The sequence below is a fragment of the Streptococcus suis genome (genome assembly GCA_022354845.1).
Taxonomy (GTDB): domain Bacteria; phylum Bacillota; class Bacilli; order Lactobacillales; family Streptococcaceae; genus Streptococcus; species Streptococcus suis_AA.
This window is the reverse complement of the sequence record CP031970.1, coordinates 172,635-197,066: the sequence shown is the minus strand read 5'-3', so window position 1 is coordinate 197,066 and position 24,432 is coordinate 172,635. Positions and strand designations below refer to the sequence as shown.

The 24,432-nt window shown below is 41.5% G+C and carries 26 protein-coding genes and 2 tRNA genes; 5 read left to right on the top strand and 23 right to left on the bottom strand.

The window, feature by feature from the left end; genetic code table 11:
- Positions 1-14: 14 nt before the first annotated feature.
- The 3 genes from D2A30_01100 to D2A30_01090 form a co-directional block, all read right to left on the bottom strand.
- Positions 15-1,052: a transcriptional regulator gene (locus D2A30_01100; GenBank protein ULL20316.1), complete on the bottom strand. Its 1,038-nt coding sequence runs from the start codon at positions 1,050-1,052 to the stop codon at positions 15-17.
- A gap of 128 nt (positions 1,053-1,180) precedes the next feature.
- Complete coding sequence (locus D2A30_01095) at positions 1,181-3,634, bottom strand: ATP-dependent Clp protease ATP-binding subunit (GenBank protein ID ULL20315.1); 2,454 nt, start codon at positions 3,632-3,634, stop codon at positions 1,181-1,183.
- Positions 3,635-3,639: 5 nt separating this feature from the next.
- Positions 3,640-4,098, bottom strand: a complete 459-nt coding sequence (locus tag D2A30_01090) for a CtsR family transcriptional regulator (GenBank protein ID ULL20314.1) — start codon at positions 4,096-4,098, stop codon at positions 3,640-3,642.
- 143 nt (positions 4,099-4,241) lie between these two features.
- Between D2A30_01090 and D2A30_01085 the strand changes: the two genes are divergently transcribed.
- Complete coding sequence (locus D2A30_01085) at positions 4,242-4,580, top strand: thiol reductase thioredoxin (protein ULL20313.1); 339 nt, start codon at positions 4,242-4,244, stop codon at positions 4,578-4,580.
- 160 nt (positions 4,581-4,740) lie between these two features.
- Here D2A30_01085 and D2A30_01080 read toward each other — a convergent pair whose 3' ends face one another.
- From D2A30_01080 to D2A30_01070, 3 genes are all read right to left on the bottom strand, one after another.
- Complete coding sequence (locus D2A30_01080) at positions 4,741-5,781, bottom strand: elongation factor Ts (GenBank protein ID ULL20312.1); 1,041 nt, start codon at positions 5,779-5,781, stop codon at positions 4,741-4,743.
- Positions 5,782-5,936: 155 nt separating this feature from the next.
- Positions 5,937-6,713, bottom strand: a complete 777-nt coding sequence (gene rpsB, locus D2A30_01075; GenBank protein ULL20311.1) for a 30S ribosomal protein S2 — start codon at positions 6,711-6,713, stop codon at positions 5,937-5,939.
- Positions 6,714-6,912: 199 nt separating this feature from the next.
- The gene (locus tag D2A30_01070) at positions 6,913-7,896 is read right to left on the bottom strand and encodes a DUF4767 domain-containing protein (GenBank protein ULL20310.1); all 984 of its coding nucleotides are present in this window, start codon (positions 7,894-7,896) and stop codon (positions 6,913-6,915) included.
- A 167-nt stretch (positions 7,897-8,063) separates the two neighbouring features.
- On the opposite strand from D2A30_01070, the gene D2A30_01065 reads away from it, so the two are divergent.
- A tRNA-Cys gene (locus tag D2A30_01065) sits at positions 8,064-8,134 on the top strand.
- A gap of 344 nt (positions 8,135-8,478) precedes the next feature.
- Here D2A30_01065 and nusG read toward each other — a convergent pair.
- The 4 genes from nusG to D2A30_01045 form a co-directional block, all read right to left on the bottom strand.
- Positions 8,479-9,018: a transcription termination/antitermination protein NusG gene (nusG, locus tag D2A30_01060; protein ID ULL20309.1), complete on the bottom strand. Its 540-nt coding sequence runs from the start codon at positions 9,016-9,018 to the stop codon at positions 8,479-8,481.
- A gap of 153 nt (positions 9,019-9,171) precedes the next feature.
- On the bottom strand, positions 9,172-9,348 hold the full coding sequence (gene secE / locus D2A30_01055; protein ULL20308.1) for a preprotein translocase subunit SecE: 177 nt from the start codon (positions 9,346-9,348) through the stop codon (positions 9,172-9,174).
- Between the two features lie 9 nt (positions 9,349-9,357).
- Complete coding sequence (gene rpmG, locus D2A30_01050; protein ID ULL20307.1) at positions 9,358-9,510, bottom strand: 50S ribosomal protein L33; 153 nt, start codon at positions 9,508-9,510, stop codon at positions 9,358-9,360.
- 49 nt (positions 9,511-9,559) lie between these two features.
- Positions 9,560-11,758 carry a penicillin-binding protein gene (locus D2A30_01045; protein ID ULL20306.1) on the bottom strand — a complete coding sequence of 733 codons (2,199 nt, stop codon included), beginning with the start codon at positions 11,756-11,758 and terminating at the stop codon, positions 9,560-9,562.
- A gap of 155 nt (positions 11,759-11,913) precedes the next feature.
- Here D2A30_01045 and D2A30_01040 point away from each other — a divergent pair, with 155 nt between their 5' ends.
- Positions 11,914-12,882, top strand: a complete 969-nt coding sequence (locus D2A30_01040) for an NAD(P)/FAD-dependent oxidoreductase (GenBank protein ID ULL20305.1) — start codon at positions 11,914-11,916, stop codon at positions 12,880-12,882.
- A 1-nt stretch (position 12,883) separates the two neighbouring features.
- A complete protein-coding gene (locus D2A30_01035; protein ID ULL20304.1) occupies positions 12,884-13,747 on the top strand; it encodes an RluA family pseudouridine synthase in 864 nt (287 codons plus the stop codon).
- A 55-nt stretch (positions 13,748-13,802) separates the two neighbouring features.
- Here D2A30_01035 and D2A30_01030 read toward each other — a convergent pair whose 3' ends face one another.
- The 12 genes from D2A30_01030 to rsgA form a co-directional block, all read right to left on the bottom strand.
- Entirely contained in the window at positions 13,803-14,054 is a 252-nt protein-coding gene (locus D2A30_01030) for a hypothetical protein (protein ULL20303.1), read from the bottom strand.
- A 28-nt stretch (positions 14,055-14,082) separates the two neighbouring features.
- Positions 14,083-14,286: a hypothetical protein gene (locus D2A30_01025; protein ID ULL20302.1), complete on the bottom strand. Its 204-nt coding sequence runs from the start codon at positions 14,284-14,286 to the stop codon at positions 14,083-14,085.
- An 18-nt stretch (positions 14,287-14,304) separates the two neighbouring features.
- Entirely contained in the window at positions 14,305-14,484 is a 180-nt protein-coding gene (locus D2A30_01020) for a hypothetical protein (GenBank protein ID ULL20301.1), read from the bottom strand.
- A 334-nt stretch (positions 14,485-14,818) separates the two neighbouring features.
- Complete coding sequence (locus D2A30_01015; protein ID ULL20300.1) at positions 14,819-15,151, bottom strand: hypothetical protein; 333 nt, start codon at positions 15,149-15,151, stop codon at positions 14,819-14,821.
- 82 nt (positions 15,152-15,233) lie between these two features.
- Positions 15,234-15,416, bottom strand: coding sequence for a hypothetical protein (locus D2A30_01010; GenBank protein ID ULL20299.1), 183 nt, complete (start codon positions 15,414-15,416; stop codon positions 15,234-15,236).
- Positions 15,417-15,772: 356 nt separating this feature from the next.
- Entirely contained in the window at positions 15,773-16,585 is an 813-nt protein-coding gene (locus D2A30_01005; GenBank protein ULL20298.1) for a pur operon repressor, read from the bottom strand.
- A 102-nt stretch (positions 16,586-16,687) separates the two neighbouring features.
- Positions 16,688-17,554, bottom strand: a complete 867-nt coding sequence (locus D2A30_01000) for a phosphotransferase family protein (GenBank protein ID ULL20297.1) — start codon at positions 17,552-17,554, stop codon at positions 16,688-16,690.
- Entirely contained in the window at positions 17,554-18,495 is a 942-nt protein-coding gene (locus D2A30_00995) for an HD domain-containing protein (GenBank protein ID ULL20296.1), read from the bottom strand. Before D2A30_00995 ends, D2A30_01000 begins: the two co-directional genes overlap by 1 nt.
- Entirely contained in the window at positions 18,485-19,723 is a 1,239-nt protein-coding gene (gene rmuC, locus D2A30_00990) for a DNA recombination protein RmuC (GenBank protein ULL20295.1), read from the bottom strand. Before rmuC ends, D2A30_00995 begins: the two co-directional genes overlap by 11 nt.
- Positions 19,724-20,356 (bottom strand): thiamine diphosphokinase, encoded by a 633-nt coding sequence (locus D2A30_00985; protein ID ULL20294.1) that lies wholly within the window; start codon positions 20,354-20,356, stop codon positions 19,724-19,726.
- Positions 20,349-21,008, bottom strand: a complete 660-nt coding sequence (locus D2A30_00980; GenBank protein ID ULL20293.1) for a ribulose-phosphate 3-epimerase — start codon at positions 21,006-21,008, stop codon at positions 20,349-20,351. Before D2A30_00980 ends, D2A30_00985 begins: the two co-directional genes overlap by 8 nt.
- A gap of 14 nt (positions 21,009-21,022) precedes the next feature.
- Positions 21,023-21,898: a ribosome small subunit-dependent GTPase A gene (gene rsgA / locus D2A30_00975; protein ULL20292.1), complete on the bottom strand. Its 876-nt coding sequence runs from the start codon at positions 21,896-21,898 to the stop codon at positions 21,023-21,025.
- 124 nt (positions 21,899-22,022) lie between these two features.
- On the opposite strand from rsgA, the gene D2A30_00970 reads away from it, so the two are divergent.
- Positions 22,023-22,104, top strand: a tRNA-Leu gene (locus tag D2A30_00970).
- Between the two features lie 149 nt (positions 22,105-22,253).
- On the opposite strand, the gene D2A30_00965 is transcribed toward D2A30_00970, so the two are convergent.
- On the bottom strand, positions 22,254-23,987 hold the full coding sequence (locus D2A30_00965; protein ULL20291.1) for a hypothetical protein: 1,734 nt from the start codon (positions 23,985-23,987) through the stop codon (positions 22,254-22,256).
- Positions 23,988-24,432: the final 445 nt, after the last annotated feature.

Sequence of the window (24,432 nt, the reverse complement as noted above, 5' to 3'; positions counted from 1 at the left end):
TTCATATCTTCCTCCTAATATTCCTGATAGATGCCATCGATCAACTGAATGGCCTTGGCATAATTTTCTGCATAATCCCCACCAATATAAGTCAACTGGGTTTGCGGGTGATTTTTAACAACCAGTTCTTTCAAATGTTCGGTGAAGGCATTGCGAATATCAGCGTCAGCCATGGTCATATCCCGAAAACCGTCATCCACATAAGAGCCTGTCGGTAGAACAAAGATAATCAGATCCCATTTTTCATTCTTAACTGTATCACCACAGAGCGAGTGGAAAGAACCGGAAGTTTCGCCGATGTAGTAGTCGTAGTAGGCTTCTGTCACGGTCGCATTGGTATCCGCAATGACCAGACCACGATTGGTATCCGAGTCAATCAGATCTGAGGTCTGGCGATACTGGCCCGTCAAGAGATAGTTGTAGTCCTTGCCTGTCAACTCATCATCACGCACATTAAAGCGTTGTTGGTAGTAGCGAGCATATTCCAGCGAAACAGGACAGGAATAATAACGACCCAAATCCCGCACCAGCGTGGTTTTTCCATTTGAAGCAGAGCCGACCACCAAGACATTCTTAGAAAAATGACGTCGGAAGGGCTTGGCGATGGAATTCCAGTACTTGGCAGGATTTTCTCGAATCAGAGTCGCAGAAATCCCAAAATTTCGCTCCGTAAAGGAAGCCAGATAGCCCCGTGACTGCAATTCCTCTGCATACCCTTTTTCTGAAACGTAGAAAACGAGCTCTTCATCCTCCTTAATCGCCACCAAGGCCTGCAAGGCTTCTAACCAAGGTGTCCACCCTTCTGGATAAGGGGGCATACCTGTCTCATCCAACTTAAAGACGGATACTAGAGGCTCGTCGTTGAAGGTTTCACGGATATAGCGGAAACGCTTCTGCAAACCGAGGCCAATCTGATGTCCTCGGTCCTGGTCATAACCAGAAACGATAACCACCGCTCGATCATTTTCTCGCTTGGCCCGCTGAATCAAATCAATATGACCCTTATGCATGGGTGCAAAAGTTCCAAAGACAACTGAAACTGTTTTTTTCATAGACAACCTTTTTATATTTTTTTATATTTTCTATCTTACCTCTTCCCACACAAACTGTCAAGATATTTTTATAGTTTTTTATAAAAAGGTTTTATAAAAAGAAACAGGTTACCCCGTTTCTTTACTAACTATTCATTCACACTCTCAAATTTGAGTTGGTTAGCTTTGACACCCACTTTCAGAACCATACCTGCTCCAAGATCTTCACGCAAAAGCATTTCTGCCATCGGGTCTTCCAATTTTGTTTGGAGCAACCGACGAAGAGGGCGAGCACCCATTTCTGGATCGTAGCCTTCTTTGGCCAACAATTTGAGGGCTGATGGTTGGAATTTCAGGAGGATTCCCTTGCTCGCGGCAACCACAATCAATGGCTTCACCATCACTTTGACAACATCCAACATATCGGATTCTGTCAAGCTGTGGAAGACTACCTTTTCATCGATACGGTTGATAAATTCAGGACGATAGGTCTTTTTCAATTCTTCAAAAATGCGTTTCTCCACTTCCTTGTGGTCTTTGGACAGATCAGCCGCACCAAACCCAACAGTCTTGTCATCGCGAAGAGCTGTTGCTCCCAAGTTTGATGTCATGATAATGACTGTATTGGAGAAATCAACCTTGCGACCCTTACTATCGGTCAAGACACCGTCATCCAAGACCTGCAAGAGAACATTGAAAATATCTGGATGAGCCTTTTCAACCTCATCAAAAAGAAGAACAGAATAAGGTTTATTACGAACTTTTTCTGTTAATTCGCCACCTTCTTCATAGCCAACATAGCCTGGAGGCGCTCCATTGAGACGGCTGGCCGCAAATTTCTCCATATACTCAGACATATCAAAACGGATAAGAGCAGATTCATCATCAAAGAGAACCTCTGCCAAGGCTTTAGCAAGCTCAGTCTTACCGACACCAGTTGGTCCTAAGAACATAAAGGAACCAATCGGTCTGCGACCTGTCCGAATCCCCGACTGATTACGGCGGATAGCTCTACTAACGGCAGAAATAGCTTCTTCCTGCCCAATCACACGTTTGTGCAATTCTGCTTCCAGATTCAGGTACTTCTTAGTATCTGATTGGCTGAGCTTGGCTACTGGGATACCTGATAAGCGACTAAGTGTTTCCAAAATGTCATCTTCTGTCACTTCTAAGTCATCGTTTTGACTCAACAGATTCTTTTCTGTAGTCTTGATTAAGAGCTTACTGACAGTCTTGTATTTTCCAGCCATCAAAGCTTTATCAATACTCGAAAGACCTGTTTCTTCAACCTGCCCTTTCACTCTATTTTGTACAGTTGCACTGGCTTCATCTAACAAGTCAATTGCTGAGTCTGGCAAGTTTTTACTAGTCAGATACCTCTTGGCGTAAGCCACAGCTGTCTCAACAGCCGCATCTCCAATACGGACCCTATGGTATTTTTCAAAAGTCCCTTTAAGCCCGGTCAAAATGGCAATACTGTCCTCAACTGTCGGCTCTTCAATGGTCACTTTGGCAAAACGACGGACCAGGGCAGCATCTTTTTCAATATGCTTTTGGTATTCATCCTGTGTCGTTGCACCAACAGTGCGTAGGGTCCCTCGAGCCAAGGCCGGTTTGAGAATATTGGCAGCATCTAAGGTTGAATCAATTCCCGAACCCGACCCCATAATAGTATGTAATTCATCGATAAAGAGGATAACCTGACCATCTTCTTCAATATCATTGATGATATTATTCATCCGCTCTTCAAAGTCACCACGGAAACGAGTTCCTGCAATAACATTCATTAAATCAAGTTCCAAAACACGCATCTTTGCTAAACTGACAGGAACATCTCCTTCTGCAACACGCTGGGCAAGACCTAATGCTAGTGCTGTTTTCCCAACACCTGCATCGCCAACCAAAACAGGATTGTTCTTCGTTTTACGTGATAGAATTTGAATCATCCGTGAAATTTCAGCATCGCGACCAATAACAGGTTCAATTTTACCCTCGCGGGCTAAGGCTGTCAGATCTCGTGTATAATCCTCCAATCCACCACTTTGAGCAGTTGGTGGCATGCCCATCATTTGACCTACACTTGCTGTTTTAGCCTTTCCACCTTTCATCACGCTACGGATAGCTTTCAAATCCTCTTTGGTGAACCCTGCACGATACTCTAAGTTTTTACGCAAATCAACAAAACGGAATTCATCTTCTATCTCTTCAAAATGAAAACCTACTTTATCTAGAATTTGACTTGCGGTTGAACGTTTGTCTAACAGCATTGCCTGAAACAAATGCTCGCTTCCTAATTCTTTTGCCTTAACGACTTCTGCAATCTTTCTAGCGAACTGAGCTGTATCCTCTAATCTTTTTGAGGAGGATAGAACATTAAATTTATCCAATTCTTCACGGTATACTTTTTCTGTAACAACAAAAGTAGCATGTTCGAAATCTGAAATACTCATTGGGTATTCTGCCAAAACAGCACCAGCTACCGTATCGTGATTGATGACAAATGCTAGCAAAATATGCCACGTTTCTAAATGATCGCATGCATATCGTTGGGCAATCAACTGAGCATCTTCAAAAACCCGTTGTAAGCCTGTTGAAAATTTCATGAAAATTAATCCTCTTTCCTATCTAAACGACGGAGTAGTTGCAGCATCATTCGCGCTCGAATTTTATCCGCGTCTTTCCCCAAGACATCGTCGGAACCCGTTGCTAAAAACAAATTTCCTTCGCGTTCTGTCATCAAGCCTTCATCAAACAACAATTGTAATATATCAGCAAATACCGTTGTTGATAATTGCTCACCCATATTTTTTATTAGGTCATGTACCAATTCATGTTTGTCCGAGAAGGTAATCCTACCAATACGAATATACCCTCCTCCGCCACGCTTACTTTCTACAATGTAGCCACGGCTTGCAGTAAATCGTGTTTTGATAACATAGTTAATCTGACTCGGAACCACTTCAAATCGACTGGCTAATTCACTCCGACGCAATTCAGCAACACTGACTTGATCTAGAATGGCCTTGATATGTTCCTCGATATAATCCGATGTATTTTTCATCGCCATAGTATCGCCTCTTTCTTTGACATTCTTTGACCATTATACCGTAAAAATAGATTTTTTTAAAGTAAAAGCAACAGTGTCGATCGTAGTCGATTCTTGAAATTAATCCTATAATTCTTTATAATAGGAAGAAAAAGGAGTAGACAATGGATTTCAAAACGTATATTCAAGATTTTATTACAATTGACGTGGAGCAGGCCCAAACTTTGCTTTCAGCAAAAGAGGGAGGCATCCTCTTTATCGGACGCGCAACCTGCCCTTACTGCAATCGGTTCGCGCCAAAACTACATAAGGTAGCCAAAGAGAAGCAAGTACCTATTCACTTCCTCGACTCTAGTCAAGCCAGCCCTGAACTCCAAGCCCTACGCGACCACTACCAAGTTCCTACGGTCCCTGGACTCCTCGTCGCAAAAGCAGACGGTGTCCAAGTCCGTTGCGACTCTAGTATGACAGAAAAAGAAATCACAGCGTTTATACAAGATTAATAGAACAACAAAAGCACCGGCCAGACGACCGGTGCTTTTGTAAGGAGATATGAAAAATATTTAGGATTGATATTAGTATAGCTCATTCAACCTGTTCATTCATCAGCCCTAAGACCGATTTTACAAAAAAACTTCCTGTCGGAAGTTCTTCTATATATGATTATTTACCAAGAGCTGCTGCCATAGTAGCTGCAACTTCTGCTTCAAAGTCGTTTGAAGCTTTCTCGATACCTTCACCCACTTCGAAACGAGCAAATTCTACAACTGAAGCGTTCACTGAGTTCAAGTAAGCTTCAACTGTTTTGCTGTCGTCCATGATGTAAACTTGAGCAAGAAGTGTGTAAGCTTGGTCAACTTGAGTGTTGTCCAACATAAAGCGATCCATTTTACCTGGGATGATTTTGTCCCAGATTTTTTCTGGTTTGCCTTCAGCTGTCAATTCTGCTTTGATAGCTTCTTCAGCTGCTGCAATCACTTCGTCAGTCAATTCAGCTTTTGAACCATATTTCAACAATGGCAATGCTGGTTTGTCAACCATTGCACGGCTTTCGTTGTCTTGTTCGATCTTGTGGTTGATTTTTGCCAACTCATCTTTAACGAATTGCTCATCCAATTCAGTGTAAGAAAGAACAGTTGGTTTCATTGCAGCAATGTGCATTGAGATTTGTTTTGCAAGAGTTTCGTCACCACCATCAACAACTGAGATAACACCGATACGGCCACCATTGTGTTGGTATGCACCAAATGCTTGAGCATCTGTTTTTTCAACCAAAGCAAAGCGACGGAATGAGATTTTCTCACCGATTGTTGCAGTTGCATTTACGTATGCTTCTTCAAGGGTTTCACCTGAAGGCATAGTCAATTTAAGAGCTGCTTCGTTGTCAGCTGGTTTACCTTCTGCAATTACTTTAGCAGTAGTGTTTACCAATTCAACGAATTGAGCGTTTTTCGCAACAAAGTCAGTTTCAGCATTTACTTCAACAACTGCTGCAACGTTACCGTCAACGTAAACACCTGTCAAACCTTCAGCTGCTACACGGTCAGCTTTCTTAGCTGCCTTAGCCATACCTTTTTCACGAAGCAATTCAATCGCTTTTTCGATATCACCTTCAGTTTCAACCAACGCTTTCTTAGCGTCCATAACGCCAGCACCTGATTTTTCACGCAATTCTTTAACGAGAGCTGCTGTAATTTCTGCCATGTCTATTCTCCTTGTTTGTATTTATAAAATAGAGGAGCGGGCTTAGCCCTGCCCCTCTAGGATTGTTTTTGTGTTTGATAAATGATGTAGAGTGTACTCAGACTAAAAAGCTAAAATTTAGATAAATCTAACACTTTTCTTAATGCCTTCGTTACTTATTTACCTTCTACAACTTCAACCAATTCTTCGATTGATTCTGTAGATGCTGGCTCAGCTGCCAATTCAGCTTCAACTGCTACAACGCTGTCTTCACCTTGGTTGCCTTCGATGATTGCGTCAGCCATTTTAGCTGTGATCAATTTAACAGCACGGATAGCGTCATCGTTAGCTGGGATGATTACATCAATATCATCTGGATCTGTGTTTGTGTCAACCATCGCTACAACTGGGATACCCAATTTCTTAGCTTCTTTAACAGCGATTTGCTCTTTATGTGGGTCAACAACGAACATTACATCTGGAATGCGTGGCATATCAGCGATACCGCCCAAGAATTTTTCAAGACGTGCACGTTGTTTGTTCAACAATACTACTTCTTTCTTAGGAAGCACTTCGAAAGTTCCATCTTCTTCCATGCGGTTGATTTCTTTCAAACGAGCGATACGTTTTTGGATTGTACCCCAGTTTGTAAGAGTTCCACCCAACCAACGGTGGTTGATGTAGTATTGACCAGCGCGGATAGCTTCGTCTTTAACAGCTTCAGCAGCTTGTTTTTTAGTACCTACGAACAAGATAACTGCGTCGTTTGCTGCAGCATCACGAATGAAGTCGTATGCTTGGTCAGCCAATTTTACAGTTTGTTGCAAGTCGATAACGTGGATACCGTTACGTTCTGTGAAGATGTACTTAGCCATCTTAGGATTCCAGCGACGAGTTTGGTGACCGAAGTGTACACCAGCCTCAAGAAGTTGTTTCATTGAAATTACTGCCATGAGTATTTCTCCTTTTTGTTTTTTCTCCTCTCCCAAACTTCGACTTGCAGCCCAACCTTACGGCAACAGGGTCACAATTGGTTCGAGATGAGTATTTGTTGCTACAGCAACTCTATCAGTATATCAGAATACCTGTATATTTTCAAGTAAAATAGCAGAGGAATTCATGAAAATCTGCCATCAAATCCGATTCCTGATTTTATTCAAAGTAGGTTTCGGCAACCACCGCATAGGTCCCTGCAACAACATCCATTTTTTCTAGCTGACCGTTAGCATTGATCCTGTAAAAACCTGCTGCTGGGGCTACATTAGGATCAGTCCCCTTCATATTTGGACTGCTGTGGTCTTCTCTAACCTCAATGTAAACCAATCCATCGGATGACTGAACATTTGTAACCACGTGTGATAGAAAATCATCTTTCGTAAAAGGTACGCCATATCTTGTAGCCGCATGCGCCTTGGCCCAGTTGGCAGCCTGTTCGATTGTCAAATTCTTGGTGTCTACAGAAGTATTGGTGGCAGTCACAGAACTGGTTTCAGTTGCTACTGTTGAACTTCCACCGAGGACCAAGTTTTCAAAGAAAGCTTGTAATTCCTGGTTCTTAGTTGGTCGGAAATAAAGTCGTTTTTCTGGATTGCCCTGTTTTTGCTCAGTAATCCAAACAACAACCCGACCATCTTTGATCGTAAAGAGATAGAGGTAGGCACTTGGGTATTTGGTGTTCTCAATATCCGAATAAATGCCTACAACGGCTGTCTGCCCTACTTCAACTTGACCATTTTCACTCCAAACAAGTTCATGTGTTTCTCCCAGTAAATCAGGTATCATTTGCTGACCTGGACCACTCAAAACTCCAGACGGCAAGGTCACACCAAAAAGGTTTCCCGTACGATTTGGGCTATAGGATACATAATATTGGGGAGGCGAGAAAGATGGTCCCCACTGGTCAACCACAAAACTCCTCAATGCCTCTGCCTTGCCAGCATCCCACAGACCGGACTGACTACTTGATGTAGAGCTAAAGGTAGTTGTGGTTGATGTACTTGAACTGGTATTTGTCGAGCTAGAGCTAGTCGTCGCTTTAGATGAAGACACCGCTTCCTGCTTCTGACTACCACAAGCTGTTAACATACTTGCAAGAACCATCACAACAAAACCTGACACAATCGAATTCCGTTTCATTTCCTATTCTCCTTTTTCACACTAATCATACAAGCGGAAGAAGTTTTTTGACTAACGCCCCCAGCACTTATGGAGTTCTGGACATTTGCTTATATCTACGTTATCGACAAATGTTCATTTTTCCACTTGACCAATTTCACTATTTAAGGTACAATATTCTTTGTTATGGCGGTATAGCCAAGTGGTAAGGCACGGCTCTGCAAAAGCTTGATCGTCGGTTCAAATCCGTCTACCGCCTTTATTATAGGATTTTATCCGAATTTATACAAGTCAAAAGCCCGATTTTTCGGGCTTTTTTGATTTTTCATTCGGTTAAATTCGGTTAAATCTGGTAAAGTTGGTGGGCAAATTTTAGACAAGAGAAAGAGACTGGGCAAAACTAGCCAGTAAATAAAAAACACAGATAGAGTCAAGCTGAGTATGATGAAATCCAGCCAAACTGTCTGTGTTTTTTTTTATATCTATTATCTTAGACTATTCTCTTAGCCAATTTCGTTAGATTCATGCTCATTAGGAGCAATCGTATTAATCAAAAATTTGAAACAAAAAAGAGCGATTTCTCGCCCCTTAATATTTCTTTTCTTACAACTCAGCAATCTGGCTCAAGTTAACTTCGGCAATGGTATCATTACCAAACATAGAGATAACCATTTTGACCTTATTGTTATCAATCTCGGTGATTTTACCGGTGTAGTCTGTGAAGGCTCCGTCAATAATGCGAACAGTGTCACCAACTTTCACATCAATATCAAATTCTTGTACAGTTTGACCCATTGATACCAAGATTTGACGGATTTCTTCTTCCAAAAGTGGCGTTGGTTTTGAACGGTTCCCGTGCGAGCCCACGAAACCAGTTACGTTTGGAGTATTACGCACCACAAACCAAGCTTCATCAGTCATGACCATTTCAACCAATACATAGCCCGGGAAGCGATTTTCTTCCACTTCCTTAACTTCGCCATTTTTCTCAACTTGTACTGTTTGAGTCGGAATTTCTACACGAAGAATATTCTCCAGCATATTGTAAGTATGCGCACGTTGGAGTAAGTTTTCTTTTACTTTATTTTCATAACCAGAATAAGTTTGCAAAACAAACCAACCTTTATCAAAACTATCGTACATTATCTTTCCTTTCTCTGGAACCTGTGCCTCGTATTCTTCAATGAAAGATTCATTCAAAAACTACGGTATGTCATTTGAAGACGCTAAAAAAAGCCCGAAGGCTTTCGCTTTTCTCTATTATACCACTTCCATTTTGAATATGGCAAGCATTTTCTAGAAAAGATTAATTAAACTCATAATTCCTTTTGACAAAATAAGGTCAAATAGGTAAATGAGTGCAACAAAGAATGCGGAATACTGAATCACCGAAGCAAAGTCTTTCCAGCTTTGTTTTCCAGTAGGCCAAGCAGTCTCTTTTAAAATGCTAAAAATATCTGAAACGAATTTCATATGCAACTCCTATCGGGTTTCCTTGTGAACAGTGTACTGACCACAATGTTTACAAAATTTATTTACTTCTAACCGTGTTGGTTTGGGATTGCTCGAAAGGTTTATCGAATAATTTCGAGAGCCACAAACTGTACAGGCTAAACTTGCTTTTTTTAGTGCCATCATAGCCCTCCATCTTTACTATTCTAACATGTTTTATTCAGTTTGACAACTACTCAAACAAACTTCTTACCGTATCCCATAACGTTTTCGCCCGTTCTGGAATATTGGCATCTAGGATTTGTTGTTTTGTCTTTTCAATCAAATCCTGTGCTTGAGTAGTAATATCTTGCACTTGATCAGAGGTAACGACCGAATCTGAAGCACTTGTATCCTCTTCTTGAATCGCTACAATACCATTTTGAACAAACGCATTCTCCACATCGAAGGCAGTCCCTGCTGTATTTGGCAAAATCGCATCAGCTACTGTACGGAAGACTGTTGGAGCCATCCAGTAGCTACTGCTATCAATGTAATGATTCTCATCCGTCTGTTCAAAACCAACCCACTGACTGATAACCAAATCAGGTGTATAAGCAATATACCACTGGTCATTAACAAGATTGACATCAAAACTTGTTTCGGTTGTTCCCGTTTTTCCTGCAAGATAGTAATTCGTCGCATCTGCAGATACACCTGTACCATTCGTATAAGTCCCAAGCATCATAGAGGTCATTTTATCTGCAACCGAGCGGTCAATTACTTTTGTACTTGTCTCGCGATGCTGAGCCAATACCTTTCCACTCGCTGTTTCAATACGTGTAATTAGATGAGCATCCTTCATTACACCATCATTTGCAAAAGCACTATAGGCCTGAGCCATTTGCAAGGGGTTCGTTTCCACCCCTGATCCGATTGACGCACCAAGTACCTTTTCAACATTTTCCATATCAAGACCAAACTTTTGACCAAATTCAAAAGCTTTGTCAATCCCCAAGGTATTTACAATATATGCAACTGGCAAATTGTAAGATAAAGCTAAAGCTTGGTACATTGGAATGGTATCCGAAGTTGAATAGTCATAGTTGTGTAAGGTATAATCCCCATAGGTTTCTGTATGGTTATCCAAAGGTGTATCAATTGCCCAACCCGCTGCTACCGCTGGCGCATAGGCAACAAGGGGCTTAATGGTTGAACCGGGACTACGCTTAGCTTGAGTCGCAAAGTTGAATGTTCGAAACACAGCATCTTCCGAACTATTCACGCGCCCAACTAAGGCTCGAACACCGCCAGTTGTAGGATCCAAAGCTACACTAGCAGCTTGAGCCGAGGTTCCATCATAACTTGAAGTCGGGAACATAGTTTTATCATTGAAGATAACCTGCATACTCGCTTGAGAATTTTGGTCCATTTCGGTATATATTCGATAGCCGTTATTAATAATATCTGATTCTTTAAGGCCATAGCGATCAATCGCTTCAGCAATAACCGCATCAAAGTAAGATGGATAAGAATAGTTATCTTGTTTACCAGTATAGGTATCTGCTAACTGGCTCGCTAAATCGACTTGAAAACCTGCATCGGCAGTTGCCTGATCAATATAGCCAGCGTTGACCATATTTTGCAAGACTGTATCTCGGCGATTGATTGCATTTTCTAAGGAATAATAGGGATTATAAATTTCTGGACCTTTAAGCATCCCTGCTAAAACAGCTGATTGTTCAATCGTCAAGTCACTAGCAGAAATACCAAAATATTTTTGACTAGCATCTTCAACTCCCCAAACCCCATTACCAAAATAGGCATTGTTGAGATACATTGTAAGTATTTCTTGCTTACTGTATTTTTTATTGATTTCAAGGGCTAGGAAGAACTCTCTAGCCTTTCGACTAATGGTCTGCTCTTGTGTCAAAAATGCATTTTTAGCTAACTGCTGGGTAATCGTTGAACCACCACCTGAACGCCCCAAGGTCAAAACAGCTAAGATGGTTCGTTGATAGTTTATCCCTGAGTTTTTATAAAAACTTCTGTCTTCTGTAGCAATCACAGCATTCTCAAGATTATCAGAAATAGCATCTAATTCTACATAAGTCCCTTTTTGACCAGATAAGGTCCCTGCTTCAGCACCGTCCTTATCATAAATAATCGTTGTAGCCTTTAATGCTTCCTGCAAATCCCCAACATTCGCAGTCTTTGCAAGAAAGAATAGGTAACCACCTACCGTAAGAACCATTATCCCTATCAAGATCAAAACTATTTTTGTCAGTTGATAGCGCCGCCAAAATTTACGAACCGGCTCTGGAATGCGAGACTCTTTCTTTGGTTTGTCTGAATGACCACGATTTCCCCTGCGACTACGGCTAGGTCTGTCATCATTGTCAGATTGAAAATCATCTGGAACTTCAATCGGCTGATGTTGCAAATCGTCCATAGAACACCTCTTTCTAGTGATTTTGTACCATTATACAATATTTTCTTTCAGCTAGCTGAGAAAAACACTACTGCAAACCTGTCACAGCCGAACAGCGGAATTTTTTGTCAAAATATGATAAAATAGGGAGATTCTGAATCAGAAAAGGATTTCCAATGACACAAGTATATGATATTACCATTATTGGTGGCGGACCCGTTGGTCTATTTGCCGCCTTCTATGCCCATCTCCGCCAAGCTAAAGTCAAAATCATTGACTCCTTACCACAGCTTGGGGGCCAACCGGCTATTCTCTATCCAGAAAAAACAATTTTGGATATTCCAGCCTTCCCTAGCTTAACAGGACAAGAATTAACCAATAACCTCCTTGCCCAACTCTCAACTTTTGAGACAACCATTTGCCTCAATGAAACTCTGACTGCCATTGAACCAGGAGAAGTTATTTCCCTGACAACCACCAAAGGCATCCACCAGACAAAAACTCTCCTTATCGCCATGGGAGGTGGCGCCTTTAAGCCTCGTCCACTGGAAATCGAGGGAGCAGATAGCTTTGAAAACGTTCACTATCATGTATCCAATATCCAACAATATGCTGACAAAGATGTTGTCATCTTAGGTGGAGGAGACTCCGCGGTTGATTGGTCATTAGCTTTTGAGAAAATCGCTAAGACTACTCACATTGTCCACCGTCGCGACAACTTCCGCGCCCTTGAACACAGCGTAGAGGAACTCAAGCAGTCTAGCGTCACCATCCATACACCACTTGTCCCTAAAGGGCTTTCTGGGGAAAATGGCAAAGCTTCTGCCATTCATTTCGACAAGGTTAAGAGCGAGGACAAGCTCACCCTGCCTTTCGACCACCTCTTTGTCAACTACGGTTTTAAATCATCCGTTGGAACGCTAAAAGAATGGGGCTTGGAGCTCAATCGTCACCGCATCGTTGTCAATAGCAAACAAGAAACTTCTGTTACAGGTATTTATGCCATCGGTGACTGTTGTTTCTATGAAGGCAAGATTGACCTGATTGCGACTGGTCTTGGCGAAGCCCCAACCGCCGTCAACAATGCCATGAACTACCTCAATCCAAATGAAAAAGTGCAACCTAAGCACTCAACCAGTCTGTAAGATGAAAATTGACATTCGCATTTCCCAAGCATTTCCACAACTCTCTGTTAAAGAAGTCTTGGAAGATTATTTTCTTATTCCTAGAAAAATCCGCCATTTCCTCCGCACCAAGAAGCACGTCCGTGTCAACGGTGAGTTGATAAACTGGCAGAGCTCCATTGCCGCAGGTGATTTGCTCGAATTGACTTTTGACCAAGAAGACTATCCTGAAAAAAGTATTCCTCTGGGACAGGCGGACATGGTGGAGGAACTTTATCAGGATGAACATATGATAATTGTCAACAAGCCAGAAGGTATGAAGACCCACGGTAATGAGCCAACGGAAATCGCCCTGCTCAACCATGTATCTGCCTATGTTGGCCAGACCTGCTATGTGGTCCACAGACTCGATATGGAAACCAGTGGAGCCATACTCTTCGCCAAAAATCCCTTCATCCTGCCCATTCTCAATCGGCTTTTAGAGGACAAGGTTATCTACCGTGACTACCTAGCCCTCTCTCAAGGAAAGTTAAAAAAGACCGACTGGACCATTACCGACAAGATTGGACGGGACCGACACGATCGCAGAAAGCGAGTGGTTGACAACCACAAAGGACAAGCAGCCTTAACTCAAGTCCATCTCTTGAAAACCATTGGCAAAAATAGTTTGGTCGCCTGTCGCCTCCAGACTGGGCGGACACATCAGATTCGTGTGCATCTAGCCCACCACGGTCATGCTCTAATCGGCGACCCGCTTTACAGTCGAGTCTCCGCCCCTCGTCTCATGCTCCATGCCCAAAAACTCAGCTTAACCCATCCGCTAACTCTGGAAAAAATCAGCGTAGAAGCAAGGTCGGAGAGTTTTGAGGAAGTATTGAAAATGTAAAGAAAACTCACTATTTCAACAATGGAAATAGTGAGTTTTTCTATATCAATAATATCTATTTGACACTTCTTCTCTTAGGATCCAATCTGGAGTAAACAAAACTTCCCAGATAGACGATAACAAAAGCTCCTGTAATCAAGCCAAGAAGTCCATGAAAGTCCTGTGCATTGGGAAGAACTATCACAAGTAAGCAGACCAAAAAAGCAACTGTGGCATTCAAGTCTTCCTTTTTCTTGTAAAAGAGATAGAGTTGGTTCAGCACAACTACATTTAGCGATAGGGTAACAAATAGTAGATGGATTGGCATAGATTTGCTCCTTTGATTAAATCTTAAATTATTTTTTCTTATTTCGTTTCAACAGATGCACAAGGGCAAGACTGAAAAAAATAACATAGATCATCAATTCAAGCTTCCCGACATTGGACAAGCCCAATCGATAGATAAAGGCTATCAACAATATTGCTACCAGAATAACGTAACCTATTTCTTTGACAAATTTTATTTTTTCCATAGTATCCCCAGAAACAACCGTCTGCATTAGCCCTAAACTGTCTCATTATAAATCTTGAAAATCCGCTTCTTCACCAAAACCTTGCCTACTTAACTTGTATTCCCTCTGTTTTAAAAAGGGAATTAGGAAATTTGAAAAAACTAGAACACCTGCATACAGAGTCACATGAGATCCCGTCCATAGCAGATAAAACAAGACTATATATACCAACTTCACCAAAGTCATTATTTTTACTCCACTAGATAGAATAAAATCATTGACAATATAGAATAAATGATGAATTGAAAGACATGACTAAGTATTGCTTGGAGTGAAAGACATTTCACAAGTCTATTTTGCTCTATGTACTGCTTTTCTTCTAAAAAGGAGAGAGCTCCTTTAGAAGCGTATGTTTCTATAGATAGTGTGATGGGTATACAAACCAATAACATGACCGAATCAATTAGCAATAGCCACTTCAAAAAAGGGATGTATTTTTGAAACAATAATGAATACGTAGCTAATAGCTTCAGAGATACCGAAATCAGATTAAAATAAAGAGATGTAAAGGATTGTAGCTTTAGCAATATCTATTTCTGTCCTTAGAGTGATAGAGTTCATGTAAAAAAGCAAAGGCATCAACCAAATGATCACTTTCTAAATTTTTCACTCCGACAGTATGTGCTATCGGGCGATACCAATAAGCCTTTGATTCGACAATTTTAGGGGGATCTACAACTTCCCTCTCACAGAACTGTTGAAAAATCGTATGTAAATCATCACTTATTCTTAGTTCTTTACGAATGTGTCTGTTTAAAATAATTTTATTCGTTACACTTAAAATGCTTAGAATAGTGAAAGCAATAAGTAGTATAACAACCATTGAAATTTCTTTTTCACTTTGAAGTTTCATCACCAGAATTTACAACGTCTCCCTTTGTACTACACAAACACACCAACAACGACAGTAGCACCCACTTTTGCAAGTGTAACTATTATTTTTTTAAAATCAATTTTGCATAGAGAATCATGGTCAGGACTATTATAAAGAATAGAGTATTGACCCAAATAATGTATTTCTTTATTTCTTCGTTGACATGATCATATGTTAGAAATGTGATGGATGAGATTAGTAAACAGCCAAAAAAGACAAGTACAAATATTTTTTCAATTTTCATTATTTCATTACCCTGACATTTTTTGATAGCTATAGAATACAGATGATTTTTGACAACATGATAATCGGATTGGTTACACGATTGAACAAGGAAATTTTTTAATAACTTTACATCACTCGTAACTGGGATTCTTCACAGAACTATATATTTACTAAAGCTTGTTTCTATTTGTATTATAACAACACATTTATTTTCAGTCAATAATTTTTGCTATTTTTTGTAGCAATTATATTAGATTCATCGCCTAACATCGCACCAATAAATCCCTTCTATCATTATTTCAACAGTAAATTTGTGCATCATTATAACGGGATATTCTCGGATACAAAAAAACCTCTCGTTAGAGAGGCTACAGATTATTCAAAAATATTCCCCAATTCGACGTCAACGCGGTTTTCCTTGACATTGATATCCGTCACAGCCAGCAGGGATTTGTAATTCGCTACGCTGCGGTCCCCTTTTTGGTTTTCCGCAAAGACAGCCACGCCTACCAAGGTCGAGTCAAACTCTGACAAGAGGCTAATCATACCATTGATAGTTCCACCATTTTTCAAGAAGTCATCGACGATTAAGACACGGCTTCCCGCCTTCAAACTACGTTTAGACAGGAACATCTTTTCGATACGGTCGCTAGATCCTGACACATAGTTGACAGAAACAGTTGACCCTTCAGTAATTTTCAAATCACGGCGAACGATGACAAATGGTACATTAAGAACATTGGCAACCGCATTCGCTAATGGAACACCTTTTGTTGCAACTGTCATGACAGCATCGATTTTTTCATCTTTAAATGCATTTGCAATAATGCGACCCACATTTTTTAGGATGTGAGGTGTTGATAAGAGGTCTGAGGAATAAATATAACCGCCAGGTAAGATACGGCTACTTTCAGCCATCTGACTGCGCAGTGTCTCTGCGATTTGCAACGACTCTTCTTTTGAGATGGACGGTGTGAACACAACACCTCCACTAGCACCAGTGATGGTTTCAATTTTCCCAATGGAGCTTTCCTCAAAAGCCTTTTTAATGATGGCAATATCTTCGGAAATGGAAGATTTAGCTGATTCATACTTTTCAGCAAAGGTATTCAAACTTGTCAATTCATAAGGGTGGTTGATGAGATAATTCGAAATCACTACCATCCGTTCGCTTCTTCTTAACTTCATATGATCATCCTCTAAATTTATTTTTTCTATTATATCACAAAAACAACAAAAAGCGAACTTTTTATATAAAAAGTCCGTCTTTTTTCGCATTTTATAGAAATACTACCGATACCATGAAGGGGAATAAAGCCTATAGTGTTCATACCAACCAACCATTCTCTCAGCTTGCGCCTGCATCAAGGGGATTTGTTCGGGATCTACTTTTTCTGCCCAAGAAAGAGCTCCTAGACTATTTACTGTGATATAAAGAGCAGTGAGTCTCCAAAATTCCTCTGGCATGCATCCTTCAAAATAGGCATCCACCTGACCACGCGCAAAGGCTGGAGACAAATCTGCCGTAAAAATCAATCGATTAAATTCTTCCCAGGGGTCTCCTATATCGTAGCGATCAAAGTCTAAGATTTTTAGTTTTCCATCTCTTCCCAGTAGAAAATTACCTGTATGAAAATCTCCATGATGATAGGCAATCGGTCTCCTTTCAAGCAAATGACGGTTGGCTTGGACAAAGTCTATCATGGCTTGACCATTTGGATAGGAATGACTAGCTGCTTGGTAGGCAGCTAATTTACTGTCAATCTTTGCCTGATAAAAACTGTTCCAGTCGCGCAGACTTTGATCAATAGGCAGACCATGCAGGGCTCGTAAAAACTTTCCAGCCTGACAACCCAATTCATACAAGACAGAATCCGGCAGATCGGAAGCCACTTCATTCATATCCTGACCTTCCACCCATTCATAAAGGGTGTAGACTGACAAGTCATCCGCCCAACAGCTTAGTGGCTCTGCCACAGGCAAACCTAGACCAAACAGGTTTTCAACTAATTGAAATTCGACTTTCTTGACCTCAATAGCTGACCGCTCTGCTATTCTCAACAGACCAAAGCGACCATCTTCTAGCTCAACCTTGTACTTTTGGTCCGTGGACCAGCCTTTGGTGAGGGGCTGTCGAGACACTATCCTAACTGCCATCAGTCTAGGTTGGGCTTATAGAAGGCGCGGTTCTCCATGGCAAAGATACGGTTGGTCATCTCGCCTGGGCCAACCTTATCCAAGGCCGACAGCATCATCATCATTTCCGCATCGATATTGTCAATCATGTGGAGGATTTCCGCCTCCATAATCTGCGGACGGACAGGGCTTCCATACTCCAAGAGGCCGTGGTGGCTGAGGATAACGTGGCGCAGAACAATCACTTCCTCCAGACTGTCATCGATACCCAATTCCATCAAGACCTTGGTAATCTCTTCATCAATCAAGGAAATGTGCCCAATCAGATTGCCACGGACAGTGTAGCCTGTGTTATCAGGGCCTGTCAGTTCAATCACCTTGGCTAGGTCATGAAGCATGATTCCTGCAAAGAGCAGGCTCTTATTGAGCTGAGGATAAATATCACCAATTTTATCCGCCAAGCGTACCATGGTCGCGGTATGGAAGGACAAGCCTGAATAAAAGGCATGGTGATTGGTCTTGGCCGCTGGATAAGAATAAAATTCCTTTTCATATTTACCGTAAAGAGCACGGACAATCCGCTGCCAAGTGGCATTTTCTATGAGGAAAATCATCTGATTTAGGTAGTCCTTGGTGTCCTTGACATCCACAGGTGGTTTTTCCTTGAAATCAGCAGGGTCGTTGGGTTCACCAGCTTTTGGCAAACGGAGAACCAACTGATTGACTTGGGGTGTATTATTGTAGACTTCACGGCGTCCCTGCATATGAACTACAGTTCCAGCAGTAAAATCCTTGATTTTCCCTGGTTGGGCGTCCCAGAGCTTGCCCTCAATCTCACCAGTCTCATCCCGGAAGGTCAGAGCCAAGTAGTCTTTGCCAGCCCGTGTTTGACGGACTTCTGCTGTTTTGATCAAATAGAATCCTTCGAAGAATTCATCTTTTTTCATTTGGTTAATTTTCATTATCTTCCTCATCTAATGGGCACAAGCCAAGCAGTCCCTTAGTTTGATCATCTTCGTACAGGTCGATGGCTCGAAGACTACGCTCGATAGCGTTGGTTCGAGTCGTTAGGAGTTTGTCAATATTGCTGCTGGCCTGATTGAGTTGTTTCTGAGCCTTAAGCAAGAGGTCAGAAAACTTGCCAAATTCCAGCTTGACATTGCCCAAGACCTTGGAAATATCATCGGCCGACCGTTGAATATTGAGGGTTTTAAAGCCGACAGAGAGTGAATTAAGCAGGGCAGAAAGCGTGGTCGGTCCTGCTATCACGATATTTTCCTGACGGCGAAGGTCATCAAAGAAAATGGGATTGCGGACCACTTCTGAATAAAGCCCTTCGGTTGGCAAGAACAACACACCAAAATTAGTCGTTTCAGGTGGATTGAGGTACTTGCTCTGAATGTCCTTGGCAAAACGTTTAATAGCAGCCAAGAGATTTTTCCGATGGAGGTCAATCTGGTCCTTATCCCCACTTTCGTAAGCATCTTCCAAGCGGTAGTAATCCGCCAGCGGAAACTTGGAATCGATTGGCAAGTAGATATAGTCGCCTTCCGTCTGTCCTGGTAACTTGACCGCATACTCCACGCGCTCACTAGAGCCTGAAACCGTGGCAAACTCTCGCTCATATTGGCTAGGTGTCAAAATATCCTCGATAATCTGTCCCAGCTGTAATTCACCCATGATGCCACGGGTTTTGGTGCCAGACAGGACCTTGTTAAGACTACCCACATCACGCGCCACCGTCTGCATTTCTCCCAGACCGCGATTGACCGATTCCAATTGCTTGGACACTGTTTCAAAGGAGGATTGTAGGCGGGTTTGCAGGGTTTTCTCCAGCTTTTCCTCAACCGTCTGCCGCATTTCTTCCAGGCGTTTTTCATTGGACTCCTGAATGGCCTGCAAACGGCGGTCGGTGGCATCTCGCGTTTCCAAGTGGCTCTTATTCAGCTCTTGGCGGATGTCTGTTAGCTGTTGGTAAAGCTCCGTGCGGAGTCTTTCCACTTCCTGATGAATGGCTTGCTGCTGTTTGAGAGTTGCATTTTCTAGTTGATAGCCGAGCTGATCAGACAAGTTGTCTGCTGTGTCTTCTGCCTGATCTTGCAAAAGCAGGGCCAAGCTCTGCCATTTTCCATAAAGAAAAACCAAGGCGAGCAAGACCAGTATCAGCAAAATAAGTAGTACAATATCCATCTAATTCTTATCCTTACTGTAGATTAGGACCACATAGCCCTCATCCAGTTGAATGTCTATATCTCTATCTATAAATTCGTTAGAGGAATAGCATTTTTTGAAAAAATAATTGCTGGCATCCAATGGGTACTTGGCATGACAAATGGTCAGGCGACTGCCATCTGACGGCATAAAGGAAATATAAGTCATTCCTTGAATAGGTTGAATGACATGACGTCCTGCAGGTCGAAAACGAACGATGTTCTGACTGTCCATCAATTCAATTTGCTCCATGTAGGGTGCCAAGTCAGGCTCTGCAGCTAGAAAGAGATTGGCCATCATATGATCCATGCGTCCACCCAAGGCTCCGTATATGTGAACCTGAGCCTGCGGATAAACTTTGAACACTTCCTTTAACGCTAACTCTAAGTCTGTGTCATCTTTTTCAGCAGGTGCTTGTAGGAACCGCTCTACTAGATCCTTTATCCGCCCTAATTCTTCAGGTGTCACCGAGTCAAAATCACCGATAGCCCAGTCAAGAGGTAGGGAGTGTTCCAATAGACGAAGTGAGCCTGCATCTACCCCTACATAGAGGTCTGCAGGCTCAGGAAGGCAGTCAAATGAACCACCTGCTATTAGGGCAATCTTAATCATGGAGGGCTGCTTTCAATTTGGCAACGTTGGCATCCAAATCGCCTTTGAAGAGGTAGGAACCTGCCACAAAGACATTGGCACCCGCATTTTTGGCTGAATGAATGGTCTTATCGTCAATTCCGCCGTCCACTTCGATGTCAAAGTTCAGGCCTTTGGCTTCACGGAGTTTGACCAAGGCCTCAATCTTCTCAGCTACTTCTGGAATGTAGGCCTGACCACCAAAACCTGGATTGACCGTCATGAGAAGCACCTGATCCACCAAGTTGAGCACAGGCTCAATGGTCACAAGAGGAGTGCCTGGATTGATGACCACACCCACCTTCATACCAGCGGCACGAATTTTTTGCAGGGTTCCATGCAGGTGAACCGTTGCTTCTGCATGAATGGTTAAAATATCTGCACCTGCTCGAGCAAAGGTCTCGATATGATTTTCAGGATTGGACACCATGAGATGGCAATCAAAAACCAGCTTGCTATGAGGACGCATAGCCGCAACCACATCCGCCCCAAAGCTGATATTTGGCACGAAATGACCATCCATGACATCAATGTGCACATACTCCACACCTGTCTTTTCTAGACGTTTGAGCTCTTTTTCAAAATTTGCATAATCTGCCGCCAAAATAGACGGTGCAATCTTATAATGTGACATACAGAACCAACTTTCTATTTTAATTTCTTACTAACCTTGGCATAGGTTTCACGCTGATTTTGGATTTCGCTGAGGAATTGGAGATAATTGTCAAAGCGACTTTGGGAAATGGCAGAGCTGACAACAGCTTCTTTGACTGCACAATCCGGCTCATGGGTGTGGGTACAGGTCCTAAATTTGCAGCTCTGGCTAGCTTCTGCAATCTCTGGGAAACAATCTGTCAGTGCCTCAGCCTCCTTGACTTCATAGTCTAGAGATGAAAAACCTGGCGTATCCGCAATTTTCCCACCGAAGACATTGTAGAAACTGACCGCACGAGTGGTATGACGACCACGCCCCAGACTATCTGAAATCGCACCTGTTTCCAAGGCTAATTCTGGCGCAATGCGATTGAGAAGAGTCGATTTGCCAACCCCTGTCTGCCCCATAAAGACCGTCACCTTATCCTGCAATAATGGCGTCAATTCCTCCAAACTATAGACAAAAGGATAGCCAATTTTCTCATAGATAGCCTTGAAGGCATCCATCTCCGCCCGTTCTTCTACCAAGTCCATCTTAGAGATATAAATAATGGGATCCATGTCCTTCTGTTCCAAAAGCACTAGGAAACGGTCTAGTAAATTGGCATTAAAATCAGGTTCCTTGGCCGACATGATAACCACCGCCTGATCGATATTGACGATAGGAGGTCGAACCAGACTATTTTTCCGCTCATGAATCTTTAAAATGTAGCCTTCTGAGTTTTCCTCCGCAGAAAAGTCCACAAAATCACCCACGTAGGGCGTTTGTCCCTTCTTACGAAAATTCCCTCTGGCTCTGGTTTGATAAATCTGTCCATCTGCCTCGACATAGTAAAAACCTGCCAAGGCCTTGATAATTCTTCCTTGCAATGAAGACTCCTTTGTGTGTACTTGTTCCTATTATACCAAATTTCCTAAGAAAAAACCGCAAGCGGTTTCGATTTTACATTTTACTCTAGTCATTTCAATTGAAAAATAGTATAATAAAAAGCAAGCGGAGGTGGTGGAACGGCAGACACGCATGCTTCAGGCGCATGTGCCCATCGGGTGTGAGGGTTCAAATCCCTTCCTCCGCATTATTTATAAAGAATAACCCCAAGTCAAAGTTGATGACTTGGGGTTATTCTTTATTCTGATCATTTGGCTTCAAATTATTTAAGTAATTTTAACCAGATTAGCTTTGAGTGCAAGATATGGGCCACAAAAAATCTGATGTCTCTCTTTTCTAAGTAGAAAGTTTTGATTTGCGATAGAAAGCCATATAGTAACAAAGCCATAATCCCCATCCCATCAAACTAATCGCAATCACCGGTAACAACCACCACTGTTGCTTATAGGATAAGACAAGGGTATTCTGCCCTTTTTGGCTTGTGACTGTTGGAACTCCGATAGTGGAAAGTTTTATATCTTCTCTATTTAACACTTGATGGTTTAGGACCAGCTGGCTATCTTGGTAAACAATAATCGGAACCGCCGTTTCTTCTGCTTCTTTTGCTGTCCATGTAATCACTAACTGATTCCCTTTAACCTGCTTTTCAAAATTATTATTTGGAAGAATAATCTGGTCATGGTAAGCATGGTAGGCCTTATGTGTCTCTTCATTTGTTGCAGGTCCGGATTTTTCTTCTAAATTTGGTAAGTAGTCTGGAGTTGATTTCTGAGCAAGATAAATAAATTCACTCAAGTCTGATGAATGGAGAGAATCACGCAATTCATCAGCCGAACCATAAAGAGAAGTATAGATCCGGTGTTGCATAAAGGTATCACTATAGTAGTCCTCTTGGATGTCTTTACCATTTTGATACCATATAAACCCAACTCCGATAAAAAGAGACATTAAAACTATCTTAGAAAAAACTTTTTGCCACTTCTCGGATAGGCGTGTTATTTGCAATCCAACGACAACTAGTAAAAAGACATTAGCATAAAGGAAAAATCGAGAAGGAAATTGAATCAACTCAATAATGGCAATTCCCTTCCCTGCTACTAATTGCCAAGGAAATAGATTAGTTGATAAAATTAGATATATCGTATAGGTTATAGATAATCCTGCAAGAACCCGAGAATGCTTTTTCCAATTTTTTACCAAAAAGAAAAGAAAAAGTCCAAAGTACAGTGGCAAGGGATACGGATAGTACAAGAATCGGATTTTGAGGTGAGTGACTGTTGATAATACAAACTTCTTATTCACAAATGGGGGTATCAAAGTATTTGTCACATCAATATTAATGAGTGGTAACCAAATATTCATTGTTAGCAGTAGGAAAACAAGTATTGATTTGGCAACTTCTCCAACAATCTTAAACTTTTGTTCTGATTTTAACCAACCAAAAAGAAAGATGATTCCATAAGCGATAACTAAGAATAACGTTGACAACATGTGAACCTGCAACATCAACCCTACTGCTCCTGCCATAAGGAAAATAGGAACTTTCTTGGTTTGCAAGAAACGAACTGCTGGAATAAGACAAAGCGGAAACAGTGCCACTCCCCAGCTAGTGAAACCTTGGGATACCCACCAATATTGAATAGAATAAGTTGTCACGAAAAACATTGATAGTAAAAGAGAGAGTGAGTATTTGACCTTAACCTCGCGGAAGAGAACATATAAAGAAGTTGCGCTCAGTGTTCCCAAAAATAAATTAGAAACAATCTGATAGCGGTACCAAGTACCACTCAACAATACCAAGACGCTTTGCAAGTATGCAAAATACGGGCCATAGAGAGCATTAACAATTCGACCAGACTGTTGATAGCCATACAAACTGATAATATAAGAGAAATTTCCCTCCTTCAGTTGCATTGCTCCATCATAAAAATGATTGTAATGGAAAATCAAATCTGCTCCTGTTACCATCCCCTTAGTCACTAAATGTGGAACTAATAATAAAATAGAAAAGCCCACAAATAGGCTAATTGCCACAAGGTGGGGATGTTTTTTTTGTAACTTTTTAAACATATTTATACCTTCATGTGAAGAAAAATTTTCTTCTATTTTGTTACCTATATTCAAATTTATCTACTTATACAGTTGTGGGTGCTACCTCTAAACAAGAATCATACTAACGGAACACCAAAATAATGTCTACCACTCTCCGAAAATCAAAAATATGCCTTATCCAGAGACTGAATGAATAACAGATTCAATGGAGGTTTTTGACCAATAAACTTGAGTTAAGAACGAAATAGAGTTCTACCTTCGGCTTGGAGACACAAACACAAATCGATTTATTTCCAACTTTCAAAGGTAAATCAAACCTTTGGAACTAAGCTATTTTTATTTTTCATTGAGTTTAAACGAGTATCGAGCACCCTACCTCAAAGGATAAGGCTGGAACAATATTGCCCAGCCTCAGTTCCTTTTAGGATAACAAGCTTTCGTGAGTGAGTCAGTCAATGAATAA

Excerpts from the sequence above, each read along its gene's own strand:
- D2A30_01100 (ULL20316.1), bottom strand. The coding sequence starts at position 1,052 with ATGAAAAAAACAGTTTCAGTTGTCTTTGGAACTTTTGCACCCATGCAT.
- D2A30_01095 (ULL20315.1), bottom strand. The coding sequence starts at position 3,634 with ATGAAATTTTCAACAGGCTTACAACGGGTTTTTGAAGATGCTCAGTTG.
- D2A30_01090 (ULL20314.1), bottom strand. The coding sequence starts at position 4,098 with ATGGCGATGAAAAATACATCGGATTATATCGAGGAACATATCAAGGCC.
- D2A30_01085 (ULL20313.1), top strand. The coding sequence starts at position 4,242 with ATGGATTTCAAAACGTATATTCAAGATTTTATTACAATTGACGTGGAG.
- D2A30_01080 (ULL20312.1), bottom strand. The coding sequence starts at position 5,781 with ATGGCAGAAATTACAGCAGCTCTCGTTAAAGAATTGCGTGAAAAATCA.
- rpsB (ULL20311.1), bottom strand. The coding sequence starts at position 6,713 with ATGGCAGTAATTTCAATGAAACAACTTCTTGAGGCTGGTGTACACTTC.
- D2A30_01070 (ULL20310.1), bottom strand. The coding sequence starts at position 7,896 with ATGAAACGGAATTCGATTGTGTCAGGTTTTGTTGTGATGGTTCTTGCA.
- nusG (ULL20309.1), bottom strand. The coding sequence starts at position 9,018 with ATGTACGATAGTTTTGATAAAGGTTGGTTTGTTTTGCAAACTTATTCT.
- secE (ULL20308.1), bottom strand. The coding sequence starts at position 9,348 with ATGAAATTCGTTTCAGATATTTTTAGCATTTTAAAAGAGACTGCTTGG.
- rpmG (ULL20307.1), bottom strand. The coding sequence starts at position 9,510 with ATGGCACTAAAAAAAGCAAGTTTAGCCTGTACAGTTTGTGGCTCTCGA.
- D2A30_01045 (ULL20306.1), bottom strand. The coding sequence starts at position 11,758 with ATGGACGATTTGCAACATCAGCCGATTGAAGTTCCAGATGATTTTCAA.
- D2A30_01040 (ULL20305.1), top strand. The coding sequence starts at position 11,914 with ATGACACAAGTATATGATATTACCATTATTGGTGGCGGACCCGTTGGT.
- D2A30_01035 (ULL20304.1), top strand. The coding sequence starts at position 12,884 with ATGAAAATTGACATTCGCATTTCCCAAGCATTTCCACAACTCTCTGTT.
- D2A30_01030 (ULL20303.1), bottom strand. The coding sequence starts at position 14,054 with ATGCCAATCCATCTACTATTTGTTACCCTATCGCTAAATGTAGTTGTG.
- D2A30_01025 (ULL20302.1), bottom strand. The coding sequence starts at position 14,286 with ATGCAGACGGTTGTTTCTGGGGATACTATGGAAAAAATAAAATTTGTC.
- D2A30_01020 (ULL20301.1), bottom strand. The coding sequence starts at position 14,484 with ATGACTTTGGTGAAGTTGGTATATATAGTCTTGTTTTATCTGCTATGG.
- D2A30_01015 (ULL20300.1), bottom strand. The coding sequence starts at position 15,151 with ATGAAACTTCAAAGTGAAAAAGAAATTTCAATGGTTGTTATACTACTT.
- D2A30_01010 (ULL20299.1), bottom strand. The coding sequence starts at position 15,416 with ATGAAAATTGAAAAAATATTTGTACTTGTCTTTTTTGGCTGTTTACTA.
- D2A30_01005 (ULL20298.1), bottom strand. The coding sequence starts at position 16,585 with ATGAAGTTAAGAAGAAGCGAACGGATGGTAGTGATTTCGAATTATCTC.
- D2A30_01000 (ULL20297.1), bottom strand. The coding sequence starts at position 17,554 with ATGGCAGTTAGGATAGTGTCTCGACAGCCCCTCACCAAAGGCTGGTCC.
- D2A30_00995 (ULL20296.1), bottom strand. The coding sequence starts at position 18,495 with ATGAAAATTAACCAAATGAAAAAAGATGAATTCTTCGAAGGATTCTAT.
- rmuC (ULL20295.1), bottom strand. The coding sequence starts at position 19,723 with ATGGATATTGTACTACTTATTTTGCTGATACTGGTCTTGCTCGCCTTG.
- D2A30_00985 (ULL20294.1), bottom strand. The coding sequence starts at position 20,356 with ATGATTAAGATTGCCCTAATAGCAGGTGGTTCATTTGACTGCCTTCCT.
- D2A30_00980 (ULL20293.1), bottom strand. The coding sequence starts at position 21,008 with ATGTCACATTATAAGATTGCACCGTCTATTTTGGCGGCAGATTATGCA.
- D2A30_00965 (ULL20291.1), bottom strand. The coding sequence starts at position 23,987 with ATGTTTAAAAAGTTACAAAAAAAACATCCCCACCTTGTGGCAATTAGC.